The sequence below is a fragment of the Streptomyces zhihengii genome, from assembly GCF_016919245.1.
GTDB classification, from domain to species: domain Bacteria; phylum Actinomycetota; class Actinomycetes; order Streptomycetales; family Streptomycetaceae; genus Streptomyces; species Streptomyces zhihengii.
Genome location: NZ_JAFEJA010000001.1, coordinates 6,430,167 through 6,445,282 on the forward strand (window position 1 = coordinate 6,430,167; position 15,116 = coordinate 6,445,282).

10 protein-coding genes are annotated in these 15,116 nt (G+C 73.9%); 8 read left to right on the forward strand and 2 right to left on the reverse strand.

Annotated elements, in window-relative coordinates; genetic code table 11:
• The first annotated feature begins 16 nt into the window (after nt 1-16).
• Complete coding sequence (gene recN / locus JE024_RS27405) at nt 17-1,735, forward strand: DNA repair protein RecN (protein ID WP_205376753.1); 1,719 nt, start codon at nt 17-19, stop codon at nt 1,733-1,735.
• A gap of 193 nt (nt 1,736-1,928) precedes the next feature.
• Nucleotides 1,929-3,020, forward strand: a complete 1,092-nt coding sequence (locus JE024_RS27410; protein WP_205376138.1) for a glycosyltransferase family 4 protein — start codon at nt 1,929-1,931, stop codon at nt 3,018-3,020.
• Nucleotides 3,021-3,060: 40 nt separating this feature from the next.
• Here JE024_RS27410 and JE024_RS27415 read toward each other — a convergent pair whose 3' ends face one another.
• Together JE024_RS27415 and JE024_RS27420 are read right to left on the reverse strand one after the other, a co-directional pair.
• Nucleotides 3,061-4,674, reverse strand: coding sequence for a PucR family transcriptional regulator (locus tag JE024_RS27415; RefSeq protein ID WP_205376139.1), 1,614 nt, complete (start codon nt 4,672-4,674; stop codon nt 3,061-3,063).
• Nucleotides 4,675-4,848: 174 nt separating this feature from the next.
• Nucleotides 4,849-6,651 (reverse strand): glycoside hydrolase family 15 protein, encoded by a 1,803-nt coding sequence (locus JE024_RS27420; RefSeq protein ID WP_205376754.1) that lies wholly within the window; start codon nt 6,649-6,651, stop codon nt 4,849-4,851.
• A gap of 509 nt (nt 6,652-7,160) precedes the next feature.
• Here JE024_RS27420 and pyrG point away from each other — a divergent pair.
• The 6 genes from pyrG to JE024_RS27450 all read left to right on the forward strand — a co-directional run bounded on the left by pyrG (nt 7,161) and on the right by JE024_RS27450 (nt 15,085).
• Nucleotides 7,161-8,828 carry a CTP synthase gene (pyrG, locus tag JE024_RS27425; protein ID WP_205376140.1) on the forward strand — a complete coding sequence of 556 codons (1,668 nt, stop codon included), beginning with the start codon at nt 7,161-7,163 and terminating at the stop codon, nt 8,826-8,828.
• Nucleotides 8,829-8,915: 87 nt separating this feature from the next.
• On the forward strand, nt 8,916-9,542 hold the full coding sequence (locus tag JE024_RS27430; protein WP_205376141.1) for an NUDIX domain-containing protein: 627 nt from the start codon (nt 8,916-8,918) through the stop codon (nt 9,540-9,542).
• 193 nt (nt 9,543-9,735) lie between these two features.
• Nucleotides 9,736-11,775, forward strand: a complete 2,040-nt coding sequence (locus JE024_RS27435; RefSeq protein WP_205376142.1) for a tetratricopeptide repeat protein — start codon at nt 9,736-9,738, stop codon at nt 11,773-11,775.
• Nucleotides 11,776-11,920: 145 nt separating this feature from the next.
• On the forward strand, nt 11,921-13,036 hold the full coding sequence (gene ald, locus JE024_RS27440) for an alanine dehydrogenase (protein WP_205376755.1): 1,116 nt from the start codon (nt 11,921-11,923) through the stop codon (nt 13,034-13,036).
• A gap of 337 nt (nt 13,037-13,373) precedes the next feature.
• Entirely contained in the window at nt 13,374-14,549 is a 1,176-nt protein-coding gene (locus tag JE024_RS27445) for a ParA family protein (protein ID WP_205376143.1), read from the forward strand.
• Nucleotides 14,546-15,085: a hypothetical protein gene (locus JE024_RS27450; protein ID WP_205376756.1), complete on the forward strand. Its 540-nt coding sequence runs from the start codon at nt 14,546-14,548 to the stop codon at nt 15,083-15,085. Before JE024_RS27445 ends, JE024_RS27450 begins: the two co-directional genes overlap by 4 nt.
• Nucleotides 15,086-15,116 lie beyond the last annotated feature (31 nt).

Genomic DNA, 15,116 nt, shown 5'->3' on the forward strand with positions numbered 1-15,116 from the left:
GTCCGTGTTGGAGGAGATGCGGATACGGTCGCTCGGAGTCATCGACGACGCGGTCGTCGAGCTGTCGCCCGGGTTCACCGCGGTGACCGGTGAGACGGGCGCGGGCAAGACGATGGTCGTGACCAGCCTGGGGCTGCTGCTCGGCGGACGTGCCGACCCGGCCCTGGTGCGGATCGGCGCCAAGGCGGCGGTGGTGGAGGGGCGGGTCAGGGTGCCCGCCGGCTCCCCGGCCGCGCTGCGCGCCGAGGAGGCCGGGGCCGAGCTCGAGGACGGCACGCTGCTCGTCAGCCGGACGGTGTCGGCCGAGGGGCGCTCGCGCGCCCACCTCGGCGGGCGGTCGGTGCCCGTGGGCGTGCTGTCGGAGCTGGCGGACGAACTCGTCGCCGTGCACGGCCAGACCGACCAGCAGGGCCTGCTGCGGGCCGCCCGCCAGCGCGAGGCGCTGGACCGCTACGCGGGCGCCGCCGTCGCGGGCCCGCACACCGGGTACGCCGCCGCCTACCGGCGGCTGCGCGCGGTGTCGGCCGAGGTGGAGGAGCTGACCACCCGTGCCCGCGAGCGGGCCCAGGAGGCGGATCTGCTGCGCTTCGGCCTCGACGAGATCGCGGCCGTCGAGCCGCGGCCCGGCGAGGACGTCGAGCTGGCCGCAGAGGCGGAGCGGCTCGGCCACGCCGAGGCGCTGGCGTCCGCCGCGTCCGTCGCCCATGCCGCGCTCGCCGGCAATCCGGAGGACCTCGAAGCCGTCGACGCGACCACCCTGGTCGCCGGCGCGGGGCGCGCGCTGGACGCGGTGCGCTCCCACGACCAGTCGCTCGCGACGCTCGCCGACCGGATGGGCGAGATCTCCATCCTGCTCGGCGACGTGGCGGGCGAACTGGCCGGGTACGCCGACGACCTGGACGCCGATCCGCTGCGGCTGGCCGCCGTCGAGGAGCGGCGGGCCGCGCTGACGGGTCTGACCCGCAAGTACGGGGCGGACATCGCGGCCGTGCTCGCCTGGGCCGAGGAGAGCGCCGCCCGGCTCACCGAGCTGGACGGCGACGACGAGCGCATCGGGGAGCTGACCGCGGAGCGGGACACCCTGCGGGGCGAACTCGCCGGGCTGGCGCAGGCGCTGACGGACGCCCGCACCGAGGCGGCGGACCGGTTCGCGGACGCGGTGACCGAGGAGCTCGCCTCCCTCGCCATGCCGCACGCCCGGGTCTCGTTCTCGGTGCGCCAGACCGAGGACCCGGAGGGCGTCGAGGTCGGCGGCCGGACGGTCGCCTACGGCCCGCACGGCGTCGACGAGGTGGAACTGCTGCTCGCCCCGCACCCGGGGGCGCCGCCGCGGCCCATCGCCAAGGGCGCCTCGGGCGGTGAGCTGTCCCGGGTGATGCTGGCGGTCGAGGTGGTCTTCGCCGGGACCGACCCGGTGCCGACGTACCTCTTCGACGAGGTCGACGCCGGTGTCGGCGGCCGGGCCGCGGTCGAGATCGGCCGGCGGCTGGCGAAGCTGGCCAGGTCGGCACAGGTCGTGGTGGTCACCCACCTGCCCCAGGTGGCCGCGTTCGCGGACCGTCAGCTCCTGGTGGAGAAGACCGACGACGGCTCGGTGACCCGGTCCGGGGTGACCGTGCTGGAGGGCGAGGACCGGGTGCGGGAGCTGTCCCGGATGCTGGCCGGCCAGGAGGACTCCGAGACGGCCCGGGCGCACGCGGAGGAACTGCTGGCCGCGGCCCGCGCCGACGCGTAGCCCCCGCCGCCCGGCCGCGCAGCCGCCCGGTCCCGGCGCCCGGTCCCGGCCGCGCAGCCGCCCGGCGCGCGGCCGGATCCGGCGCTTCGGATTCACCGATGTGGGTGATCCGTCGACGCCGGATCCTGCTCCGTGCACCGGAACGACATCGCGACGGTGCCGGAACGCCCGTACGGACTGGCATCCTTGGCGGGTGACACAGCTGCGGACGGTCCAGGTGCTGGGGGGCGGCAGCGCGGGCAGCAGCACGCACGTCAGGTCACTGGCCGCCGGGCTGGTGGCCCGCGGCGTGCGGGTGACCGTGTGCGCCCCCGCCGCACTCGACCGTGTCTACGACTACGCGGGGGCCGGCGCGCTGTTCGCGCCCGTCCCCCGCCGGAGCGACCCCCTGACGGTCGGCGCCCTGCGCGCGGCGTGCGCCGGGGCGGACGTCGTCCACGCCCACGGGCTGCACGCCGCCGTGCGGGCCTCGCTCGCCCTCGGCGGCCTGTCCGTCCCGCTCGTCGTCACCTGGCACACCCGGGGGCACGGCGACGGCGGGCGGGAGCGGCTGCTGCGGCTGCTGGAACGCCGGGCGGCCCGCGCGGCGGCCGTCGTCCTCGCCACCTGCTCCGAACTCGTCGACCTGGCCCGCGCCCGGGGCGCGCGTGACGCCCGCCTCGCGCCCGTCGCCGCCCCCAGGGCCGTCACCCCGCCCGGCGGGCGCCCCGACAAGACCCATGCCGAACTGGGCTCCATGGGACGCCCGTTGATCGTCGCCGTGGGCAGCCTCGACGCCCACCGTGGCTACGGCACACTGCTCGACGCGGCCCGCCGCTGGCGGGCGCTCGACCCCGCCCCGCTGCTCGTCGTCGCGGGGGAGGGGCCCCGGCGTGCCGCGCTGCAGGGCCGCATCGCGCGGGAGGACCTGCCGGTGCTCCTGCTCGGCCGGCGCGACGACGTCCCCGAGCTGCTGGCCGCGGCCGACGTCGCGGTGCTGCCCAGCCGCTGGGAGGCGCGCTCGGTCCTCGCCCAGGAGGCGCTGCGGCTCGGCGTCCCGCTGGTCGCCACGGCGGTCGGCGGAGTCCCCGAACTGGTCGGCGACGCGGCCGAACTGGTCCCCTACGGCGACGCCGGCGCCCTCGCCGACGCCGTCCGGGGGCTCCTCGCCGACCCGGCGCGGCGCGTCGAACTGTCCCGCGCCGGCCGCGTCCAGGCCGGCGGCTGGCCCTCGGAGGACGACACCGTCGCCCATGTGCTCAGCGTCTACGACGAGCTGACGGGCGGGGGAGCGCTCCCGCTCTGAGCCCCCGGCCGCGGCGGTCCGGGCGGGTGCCCGGCCGGGGTCACGGGGTGTGGCGGCGGGCGCGCAGGGCGAGGCTCAGCGAGAGCACCGTCTCCGGGTCGTCCAGGTCCGTGCCCAGCAGTTCCCCGATGCGGGCCAGCCGGTTGTACAGCGTCTGCCGGTTCAGATGCAGCTCGCGCGCCGTCTCCGCCTTGCGGCCGGCGTGCGCGAGATACGTCCGGAGGGTCGGCAGCAGTGGCGGACGGGAGACCGCGTCGTGCGCCAGCAGCGGCCCGACGGAGCGCTCCACGAACGCGGCCAGGTCCGGGTGTTCGCGCAGCCGCCACAGCAGCAGCTCGATGTCGAGCCGCCGCGCGTCGTACCAGGGCCGGTCGCCGAGGCCCTGCGCCGCCACCGCCGTCTCGGCCGCGTGCCGCAGCCCCGGCCCCGCCGTTGACCAGTCGCCCGCCGCCGCGACCACGACCACCGCGGGCGGCCCGCCCGCCCGCTCCAGACCGGCCCGCTCGACGCCGGTGCGCAGCGCGCCCGCGACCCGGTCGGCGACGGCCGCCCGCTCGGACCCGTCGCGCAGGCCGACCAGCAGCGGCACCCGGCCCTCGACCGGGCGCACGCCCAGCAGCACCGGGACGCCGAGCCCGGCCAGCTCCTTCGACACCGCCCGCGCCAGCACGGCCCAGTCCCCGGTCCCCGTGGGCTCCGCGGCGAGGCGCATGACCACCGGCAGCAGCGGCCCCTCGCCCGGCCGGAAGCCGAGGACACGGGCCTGGGCGGGGGCGGAGTCGGGCGCGATGCGGCCCTCCGCGAGATCGGTGAGGAAGTCGCCCCGCCCCCGGGCCGCCAGCTCCTCCTCCTGCCGTGCCTGCATCAGCACCACCGCGAGGGAGCCCGCCGCGCGTTCCGCGGCCATGCGGTGCACCGGGGACAGCGGGGCCGAGACGGCGAGCAGCACCAGCCGGGCCCGGACCGCGGCGGTGCCCCCGCCACCGCCGGGCACGTCCACCACGACGGCCGTCGCGGGCGTGCCCTCCGCCCGTCCGCCGCGCAGTCCCTCCCACACCTGGAGCGGATCGGCCGGGGACCGCCCGGCCTCCGCCGCGTACAGCAGCCGGCCGTCCGGGGTCTCCAGGAAGACCGGGTTCGCGGTGAACTCCGACAGCACGCGCAGCACCTGCGGCACACCCCCGCCGCCCAGCAGCGCCGCCGTGCAGCGCCGGTGCACCTCCTCGGCCTGGCGCAGCAGGGCGTAGTGGTGGTTGACGATCTCGGTGTGGATCTCCTCCGTCACCGAGACGAAGGGCACCTCCCGGTGGAGCTGGACGAGCGGCAGCCCGGCCGCCCGGGCGGTCTCCACCAGGGTCGAGGGCAGCCGGTCGAAGCGGGGCCCGAGCTCCACCACCAGCGCGGCGATGCCGCGTTCGGCGAGCTGCCGGACGAAGGCGCGCTGTTCGGCGGGGCGGGTGCCGAGCCCGAGGCCCGTGGTCAGCAGCAGTTCGCCGCCCTTGAGCAGCGAGGCGATGTTGGGCACCTCGCCCGCGTGCACCCAGCGCACCGTCCGCCCGAGCCGGTCGCCGCCCGCCACGGTCTCCGGCAGGCCGCTGCGCAGCACCGGCAGTTCGAGGGCCCGCCGCACGGTGATCCCGCCCTGGTCTTCCATGGAGCGGGACGCTACCGGTGTCCCGTTTCCGCCGCATCGTCCGGGGCACGGGGAGCGGACGCGCGGGGGACGGCGCACGGGGAGCGGACCGCGCGGGGACGCCGCACGGGGAGCGGACGGCAGGGACGGGCCGGTCCGGCGGTCCGGCGGGAGGCCCGCCGGACCGGTACGGGCTCAGCCCCCGTAGGCCCCGGAGGCCGTCAGGCGCAGGGCGGTGTCGATCAGCGGGACGTGGCTGAACGCCTGCGGGAAGTTGCCCACCTGCCGCTGGAGCCTCGGGTCCCACTCCTCGGCGAGCAGACCGAGGTCGTTGCGCAGCGCCAGCAGCTTCTCGAAGAGCCGGCGCGCCTCGTCGACCCGGCCGATCATGGCGAGGTCGTCCGCCATCCAGAACGAACACGCGAGGAACGCGCCCTCGTCGCCGGGCAGACCGTCGACGCCCTCGTCGGCGCCCTCGGTCGGGTAGCGCAGGATGAAGCCGTCCTCCGTGGACAGCTCCCGCTGGATGGCCTCGATGGTGCCGATCACCCGCTTGTCGTCCGGCGGCAGGAAGCCCATCTGCGGGATCAGCAGCAGCGAGGCGTCGAGCTCCTTGGAGCCGTAGGACTGCGTGAAGGTGTTCCGCTCCTTGTCGTACCCCTTCTCGCAGACGTCCCGGTGGATGTCGTCGCGCAGGTCGCGCCACCGCTCCAGCGGGCCGTCCGCGTCGCCGGACTCGATCAGCTTGATGGTCCGGTCGACGGCCACCCACGCCATCACCTTGGAGTGCACGAAGTGCCGGCGCGGCCCGCGCACCTCCCAGATGCCCTCGTCGGGCTGGTCCCAGTGCTTCTCCAGGTACTGGATCAGCTTGAGCTGGAGCAGCGAGGCGTAGTCGTTGCGGTTGAGGCCGGTCATGTGGGCCAGGTGCAGGGCCTCGGTGACCTCGCCGTAGACGTCGAGCTGGAGCTGGTGCGCCGCTCCGTTGCCGACCCGGACCGGGGTGGAGTTCTCGTAGCCCGGCAGCCAGTCCAACTCGGCCTCGCCGAGTTCGCGTTCACCGGCGATGCCGTACATGATCTGGAGGTTCTCCGGGTCTCCGGCGACCGCGCGCAGCAGCCACTCGCGCCAGGCGCGGGCCTCCTCGCGGTAGCCGGTGCGCAGCAGCGAGGAGAGGGTGATCGCGGCGTCGCGCAGCCAGGTGTAGCGGTAGTCCCAGTTGCGGACCCCGCCGATCTCCTCGGGCAGCGAGGTGGTGGGCGCGGCGACGATCCCGCCGGTCGGCGCGTAGGTGAGCGCCTTCAGCGTGATCAGCGAGCGGACGACGGCCTCCCGGTAGGGGCCGTGGTACGTGCAGTGGTCGACCCACTCGCTCCAGAAGCCGGCCGTCGCCTCCAGCGACCCCTCCGGGTCGGGCAGCGCCGGCGGCTCCTTGTGGGAGGGCTGCCAGCTGATCGTGAACGCGATCCGCTCGCCGGGGGAGACGGTGAAGTCGGAGTACGTGGTGAGGTCCTTGCCGTACGTCTCGGCGTCGGTGTCCAGCCAGACCGAGTCCGGGCCCGCGACGGCGACGGTACGGGTGTCCACCTTGTGCACCCACGGCACGATGCGGCCGTAGCTGAAACGCATCCGCAGCGCGGAGCGCATCGGCACCCGGCCGGTGACGCCCTCCACGATGCGGATGAGCTGGGGCGCACCGTCACGCGGGGGCATGAAATCGGTCACTCTGACCGTGCCCCGTGCGGTGTCGTACTCGGATTCGAGGATCAGGGAGTCGCCCCGGTACTGCCGCCGGGTGGCCGACGGCGGCGCGGAGTCCGCGCCGTACGCCGGGCCCAGCCGCCAGAAACCGTGCTCCTCGGTGCCGAGGAGTCCGGCGAAGATGGCATGCGAGTCGAAGCGGGGCAGGCACAGCCAGTCCACCGTGCCGTCCCGGCAGACCAGTGCTGCGGTCTGCATGTCTCCGATGAGTGCGTAGTCCTCGATGCGCCCGGCCACGTGCATCTCCAGTCGAACGGCCACGTCCGCCCCTCGGGGCGCTTACGAAGTCAAGGGTCGTTGACGAGCCGCGACGACCCAAACACCGAAGTGGCCCTGTCGCCACTCGCACTGGTGTGGGGGGCGCCGAGAACCGGCCCTCGGCTGGGAAATCCGCCGCTCGGCCGGCCCGGCTCGGCAGCGAGTGTCCGAGCAGGATACGACGCACACCGGGGGTCCGCGCAGGTGTCCCGCCAACGTTCCTGCGCCGAACGGGTGAGCGGCAGGTCGGACGCGGTGAGCGGTCGCCGGACAGCCTGCCCGCACGACGGCCGGCCACACCCCCGAGAGGGCGGCGCGAGGTGTGGCCGGAAGCAGCCGTGCGTGGGCGCTGATACCCTGGTACCCCGTGGACCGGTGGCCGTCCCGATGCGGAGAAGGCCCCGAAACCGCAGCGACGGCGCCCCCCGAAAGGGATCCGGCAGCCGGTACGTACCCCACCACGCGACCACGGGAGCCCCCTCTTGGCGATGCCGGCACGAGCCACATCCGCGACGACCAAGCACATCTTCGTCACCGGGGGTGTCGCCTCCTCCCTCGGCAAGGGCCTCACGGCCTCCAGCCTGGGCGCGCTGCTCAAGGCGCGGGGCCTGCGGGTCACCATGCAGAAGCTCGACCCGTACCTGAACGTGGACCCGGGCACCATGAACCCGTTCCAGCACGGTGAGGTGTTCGTCACCAACGACGGCGCCGAGACCGACCTGGACATCGGCCACTACGAGCGCTTCCTCGACGTCGACCTCGACGGCTCCGCGAACGTCACCACCGGCCAGGTGTACTCGCAGGTCATCGCCAAGGAGCGGCGCGGAGAGTACCTGGGCGACACCGTCCAGGTCATCCCGCACATCACCAACGAGATCAAGTCGCGCATCCGCCGGATGGCCACCGACGACGTCGACGTCGTGATCACCGAGGTCGGCGGCACCGTCGGCGACATCGAGTCGCTGCCGTTCCTGGAGACGGTCCGCCAGGTCCGCCACGAGGTCGGCCGGGACAACGTCTTCGTCGTGCACATCTCGCTGCTGCCGTACATCGGCCCGTCCGGCGAGCTGAAGACCAAGCCGACGCAGCACTCGGTCGCCGCGCTGCGCAACATCGGCATCCAGCCCGACGCGATCGTGCTGCGCGCCGACCGCGACGTGCCCACCGCCATCAAGCGCAAGATCTCGCTGATGTGCGACGTCGACGAGGCCGCGGTCGTCGCCGCGATCGACGCCAAGTCGATCTACGACATCCCGAAGGTGCTCCACACCGAGGGCCTGGACGCCTATGTCGTGCGCAAGCTCGACCTGCCGTTCCGCGACGTCGACTGGACGACCTGGGACGACCTGCTCGACCGGGTGCACAACCCCGACCACGAGGTCACCGTCGCGCTCGTCGGCAAGTACATCGACCTGCCCGACGCCTACCTGTCGGTGACCGAGGCCATGCGGGCCGGCGGCTTCGCCAACAAGGCGCGGGTCAAGGTCAAGTGGGTCACCTCCGACGACTGCAAGACGCAGGCGGGCGCGGAGAAGCAGCTCGGCGACGTCGACGCGATCGTCATCCCCGGCGGCTTCGGCGAGCGCGGTGTGGACGGCAAGGTCGGCGCGATCAAGTGGGCGCGCGAGCACCGGGTGCCGCTGCTGGGCCTGTGCCTGGGCCTCCAGTGCATCGTGATCGAGGCCGCGCGCAACCTCGCGGAGATCCCCGACGCCAACTCCACCGAGTTCGACGCCACCACCGCCCACCCGGTGATCTCCACCATGGAGGAGCAGCTCGCCTACGTGGAGGGCGCCGGCGACCTCGGCGGCACCATGCGCCTGGGCCTCTACCCGGCCAAGCTCGCCGAGGGCTCGATCGTGCGCGAGGTCTACGACGACCAGCCGTACGTGGAGGAGCGCCACCGCCACCGCTACGAGGTCAACAACGCGTACCGCACCGAGCTGGAGAAGAAGGCGGGCATCCGGTTCTCGGGCACCTCGCCCGACAACAAGCTCGTCGAGTACGTCGAGTACCCCCGCGAGGTGCACCCCTACCTGGTCGCCACCCAGGCGCACCCGGAGCTGTGCTCCCGCCCGACCCGCCCCCACCCGCTCTTCGCCGGTCTGGTGAAGGCGGCGGTGGAGCGCCAGCAGGCGGCGCGCGCGGCCGAGTAGTCCGCGGACGATACCGTTGACCGGGGTGCCCGCCCATGGGGGAGGGCGCCCCGGTCCGTCGTCTGTACGTGGTGGAAGGACGCTTCGATGACCCTGAAGGACACCCCCGAGGAGTGGCAGGTCACCGCGACCGCGACGCCGTTCCGCGGCAACAAGACGAGTGTCCGCACGGACAGCGTCGTCATGCCCGACGGGACGGTCGTCACCCGCGACTACCAGGTGCACCCGGGGTCGGTGGCGGTGCTCGCCCTCGACGGCGAGGGGCGCGTGCTGGTGCTGCGCCAGTACCGGCACCCGGTGCGGCACAAGCTGTGGGAGATCCCGGCCGGTCTGCTCGACGTCCCCGGCGAGAACCCGCTCCACGCGGCGCAGCGCGAACTGTACGAGGAGGCGCACGTCAAGGCCGAGGACTGGCGGGTGCTCACCGACGTGTACCCCACCCCCGGCGGCTGCGACGAAGCGGTGCGGGTCTTCCTCGCCCGTGACCTCTCCGAGGCGGAGGGCGCGCGCTACGAGGTCTCCGAGGAGGAGGCCGACATGGAGCTGGCGCGGGTGCCGTTGCAGGACCTCGTCCGGGGCGCGCTCGCGGGCGAACTGCACAACACCTGCCTGGTCGTCGGCGCGCTCTCCGCCGCGGCGGCGCTGGCCGGCGACGGTTTCGACGCCCTGCGTCCCGCCGGCGCGCCCTGGCCGGCCCGCCCGTTCGAGGCCTGAGGCGCGAGCCCGGACGGGCGTGTGACGGGCTCTCAGGTTCCGTAATGTGACCATCAGTTGATCCGATCGGGGGACGGGGGGCTGTGCCCGCCCCGTGCCGCCGGGATCGTCCCGATGCGTGAACTAGGCTCGCAACGCCCGTGCGGAGCCCCGGCGGGCTCGGCTCGTGCGCGGACGGACTGGAGCGTGGCCCGTGACGGATCAGGCGCTGGACTCGGACGGCCCCGACCGGGCGGTGGGCGTCCGGACCGGCGCCGGTGACCGTTTCTTCGGCAGGCACCGCGAACTCAGGTCGCTCCACGACGACATCGGGCACGCCGGCCTCGACACCCTCGCGGGCCGCAGGGCCGCCCGGGCCCGGGTCCTGCTGATCGCGGGCCGGCCCGGATCGGGGCGTACCGCCCTCGCGGAGGAGCTCGCCCGCACGCTCGCCGACCGCTACCCGGACGGTGTGCTGCGGGTGCGCCTGACCGAGCCGGGCGGGCGGCCCGTCCCCCTGGAGGAGGCGGCCGGCTCGCTGCTGCGCGCCATGGGGGCGACCGCGCCCCCAGGAGCGGACGAGGACGAGCTCACCGAGTGTGTGCGCGAGGCCCTCGCCGTCCGCCGGGTGCTGCTGCTCGTCGACGACGCCCGCGACGCCGAACACGTCGACCCGCTGATCCCCGACAACCCCGACGCCCTCGTGGTCGCCGTCGCCGAGGGGCCGCTCACCGGCATCCCGGGTGTCCGGCCCTGCACGCTCGGCGGCATGGACGCCAAGTCCGCCATCGAGCTGCTCACCTGCTACACGGGCGAGGTCCGCATCACCGTCGACCCGCAGGCGGCCGAGGCGGTCGCCGAGGAGTGCGGAGGCCAGCCCGCCGCGCTGGTGCTGCTCGGCGGCTGGCTGGCGGCCCGGCCCTCCTCCTCGGTCGCCGACGCCGCCCGCCGGCTGCGCGCGCTCCCCGACGACGGCGAGCTGCCGAGCGGCGGCCGGCCGCTGGCCCGGGCGTTCCGGCTGGTGTACGAGTCCCTGCCGGCGACCGCGGCCCGGACGCTGCGGCTGCTCGCCCTCGCACCGGCCGGCCGGGCCGACGCGCACACAGCGTCCGCGCTGGCCGGCTGCTCGGTCTCGGCGGCGCAGACCACGCTCGAATCGCTGGCCGCCCTCGGTCTGCTGCGGCGCGCGGAGGACGTCTTCGAGGTCCCGGGCTGCCTCGCCGGGCTGCTCAGGGCCCTGCTGGACACGGCCGACCGCCCCTCCGAGGTGCAGCTCGCGCGGGCCCGGATGCTGGAGCGCACCGTCCGCAGGCTCCAGGCGTGCCGGGCGGTCACCGAGCCGGACGGCAGCCCGGCACGCCGCAAGCTCGCCGCGCTGCCGCGGGCGCTGCGCTTCGTGTCGGTGGCCGAGGCGGACGCCTGGCTCGACGCCCGGCGGGAGGTGCTGCTCGCCTCCGCGCGGGTCGCCGTCGACGACGGGGAGCTGGACACGCTGGCCAGGCGGCTGGTGGCCGGTCTCGTGCGGGCGCTGGCGGCGCACCGCGGCACCGACGCGGCCGCCGCCGACCTCTACGGACTGCACCGGCTGGTGCTCGACGTCGCGCAGCGGCGCGGTCTGCACCGCGAGCGGGCCGCCGCCCTGCTGAACCTCGCCGACCTGGACGCCGGGCACGGCCGCACCGAGGACGCGCTGGCCCGCTACCGCGAGGCGCTGGACGCCGGACGGCTGGCGAAGGACGCCTACGCGACGGGCCGTGCGATGGAATCCGTCGGGGGCGCCTACCAGGAGCTGGGGGACTGGCAGCGGGCCGCCGACTGGTACGGCCGGGCCCTCGCGCAGCGCCAGACCCGCGGCGAGCGGGCCGACGAGGCGCGGCTGTACGGGCGCCTCGGCACCGCGCACACCTACGCCGGGCGCTACGGGGAGGCGCTGCGGAGCTGGCGGGCCGCGGTGGCCGGGCACCGCAGGCTCGGCGACGTGCCCGCCCAGGCGCGGGCGCTGAGCGAGGTGGCCCGGGTGCAGGAGTACGCGGGCCGACCGGAGGAGTCGCTGCGCACCTGCCGGGAGGCCGTGGAGTGGGCGCGGCAGGCCGGTGACAGGCGCCTCCAGGCCGCGCTCCAGCTCCGGCTGGCGGACACGCTGGAGCGGCTGTCGGACCCCGCCGCTGCGCAACTGCACCGTCACGCTGCGGAAAGGCTCCTTGGAGAGGAGGGTTCCGCCTACGAAATCCGCAGTGGTTCCGAAGAAGATTGATGCTTTGTAAGGCTAGACAGCGGGAAGTCCTTCATTAGACTGGTTGATGCCGGGCCTTCACATGGTGTGTCCCGGTGTGCCCGGTGAGGCTGGGTATCTATGGCATTGACCGCTTTTTCCCTCTGAGTCAAGGACCGTGATCGACGTGAAGGTCGGCATCCCCCGCGAGGTCAAGAACAACGAGTTCCGGGTGGCCATCACCCCCGCCGGCGTGCACGAGCTCGTGCGACACGGCCACCAGGTCGTCATCGAGCGGAACGCGGGCGTCGGTTCCTCGATCACCGACGAGGAGTTCGTCGCGGCGGGGGCGCAGATCCTCCCCACCGCCGACGAGGTCTGGGCCGCCGCCGACCTGCTGCTGAAGGTCAAGGAGCCCATCGCCGAGGAGTACCACCGCCTCCGCAAGGACCAGACCCTCTTCACCTACCTGCACCTGGCCGCCTCCCGCGAGTGCACCGACGCCCTGCTGGAGTCCGGCACCACCGCCATCGCCTACGAGACGGTCGAGACGGCGAACCGCGCGCTGCCGCTGCTCGCCCCGATGTCCGAGGTCGCGGGCCGGCTGGCCCCCCAGGTCGGCGCCTACCACCTGATGCGCTCGGCCGGCGGCCGCGGCGTGCTCCCCGGCGGCGTCCCCGGCACCCAGGCCGGCCGGGCCGTCGTCATCGGCGGCGGCGTCTCCGGCTGGAACGCCACCCAGATCGCCGTCGGCATGGGCTTCCACGTGACCCTGCTCGACAAGGACATCAACAAGCTGCGCGAGGCCGACAGGATCTTCGGCACCAAGGTGCAGACGATCGTGTCCAACGCCTTCGAACTGGAGAAGGCCGTCGTCGAGGCCGACCTCGTCATCGGCGCCGTGCTGATCCCCGGAGCCAAGGCGCCGAAGCTGGTCACCAACGAGCTCGTCGCCAGGATGAAGCCCGGAAGTGTCCTTGTCGACATTGCGATCGACCAGGGCGGCTGCTTCGAGGACTCCCGTCCGACCACCCACGCCGACCCGACCTTCCCGGTCCACGGCTCGGTCTTCTACTGCGTCGCCAACATGCCCGGCGCGGTGCCCCACACCTCCACCTACGCGCTCACCAACGCCACGCTGCCCTACATCGTGTCGCTGGCGAACAACGGCTGGGCCGAGGCCCTGCGCCGCGACACCGCGCTGGCCAAGGGTCTCAACACCCATGACGGCAAGGTGGTTTACAAGGAGGTCGCGGAGGCCCACGGCCTGGAGAGCGTCGAGCTGAGCGCGCTTCTCGGCTGACGGTCAACCGACGTCGTCAACATCACGTGTCCGGCCGGACCTTGGTCAGCAAGGTCCGGCCGGACACGTTTGTCCCTGCTCGGGACGGAGGTTCAACTCGCCTCGAACGTAACCCTTTAGCCGTTTCGCCCACCCCTGAAACCTGTCGGCGGGAGCACAGGGAACGGGTCGCGCGCCCTTGACAGCGGGGTGTTCGATTGCCGACACATCGGGCCGGGTCCGGCGGATTGTGTTGCTGCGGAGCGGTGACACGCCATAGAGTCGCCAACCGTCGGCATGGTGCCACGCTGACCTATCGATAAGTTTCCTGGTCCCGTCCAAGGAGGTAAGACGACTTGTGAATGAGTCGACATTTACTCCCGGGGGTGGTCAACCAGGAACGGCTGCGGGCCAGGACCCGTCGCCCGGTTTCGAGGCTGTCGGCTCCGTCGCTGTCCGCCCCTTCGTGACGCACCAGCACACGACGCACATGACGACACCCCACACGATGAAGACGATGGACGGCCAACACGTGAACGCCATGGCCGGCAACGAGAGTGGCCGAGAGTCCACCCACTTCGCCGCCTACGAGGAAGTCCCCGAAGGGCACTTCTACGACCCCGACGCCGAGTATGAGCCCGACCCCGAGTACGCGGCCACCCTCGCGCCCGACGCCGCGCGTCAGCGCCGCGAGCGGATCGGCCCCACCGGACGTCCCCTGCCGTACTTCCCGATTCCGGGCCCGCTGACCGACCACGGTCCCGCCAAGATCATCGCGATGTGCAACCAGAAGGGCGGCGTCGGCAAGACCACGTCGACCATCAACCTGGGCGCCGCGCTCGCCGAGTACGGCCGCCGGGTGCTGCTCGTCGACTTCGACCCGCAGGGCGCCCTGTCCGTGGGCCTCGGCGTGAACCCGATGGAGCTGGACCTCACCGTCTACAACCTCCTGATGGAGCGCGGCATGTCCGCGGACGAGGTCCTGCTCAAGACGGCCGTGCCCAACATGGACCTGCTGCCGAGCAACATCGACCTCTCCGCGGCCGAGGTGCAGCTCGTCAGCGAGGTCGCGCGCGAGTCCACGCTCCAGCGGGCGCTGAAGCCGCTGATGTCCGACTACGACTACATCGTGATCGACTGTCAGCCCTCGCTCGGCCTGCTCACGGTCAACGCGCTGACCGCGGCGCACAAGGTCATCGTGCCGCTGGAGTGCGAGTTCTTCGCCCTGCGCGGAGTGGCGCTGCTGACCGAGACCATCGAGAAGGTCCAGGAGCGGCTCAACCCCGACCTGGAGCTCGACGGCATCCTCGCCACGATGTACGACTCCCGCACGGTGCACAGCCGCGAGGTGCTGGCGCGGGTCGTCGAGGCGTTCGACGACCACGTCTACCACACGGTCATCGGCCGGACGGTCCGCTTCCCGGAGACCACGGTCGCCGGTGAGCCCATCACCACCTACGCGTCCAACTCCGTCGGCGCCGCCGCCTACCGCCAGCTCGCCAGGGAGGTGCTCGCCCGGTGTCACGCCGAGTGAGTCTGCCCGGTGCCGACGAGCTGTTCCGCACGACCGGGGGCACGGCGCTGCAGGCGTCGTCCCCGCGCAAGCAGTCCGGCGGCGAGCCGCGGGTGCCGGCACCGGCGGGCGAGAGCGACCCGGCGGCGGAGGGCGGCTCCGGCGCGAACGCGCGCTCGCAGGAGCACGCGGCGGCCGCCGGCCCCGAGGCGCCCGGCGAGGAGCGCGGGCGCGGCCAGGAGGCCGCGGACGCCCCGGGGGCGAAGGCACGCCGTGCGCCCGGTACGGAGGCGCCGGCGGGCGGCGCCGCGAGGCGGCGCGGCCGGGGCGCCAACCGGCGGCCGAGCGGCCGGGAGCGGCACGACGAGAAGATCACGGTCTACGTCTCCGCCGAGGAGCTGATGGACCTGGAGCACGCGCGCCTGGTGCTGCGCGGCGAGCACGGACTGGCCGTCGACCGCGGGCGCATCGTCCGCGAGGCGGTCGCGGTGGTGCTGGCCGACCTGGAGCAGCGCGGCGACGCGAGCATCCTGGTGCGCCGCCTGCGGGGCCGCTGACGCGGTAGCCTGCGGGCCTGCCCACCTGCGC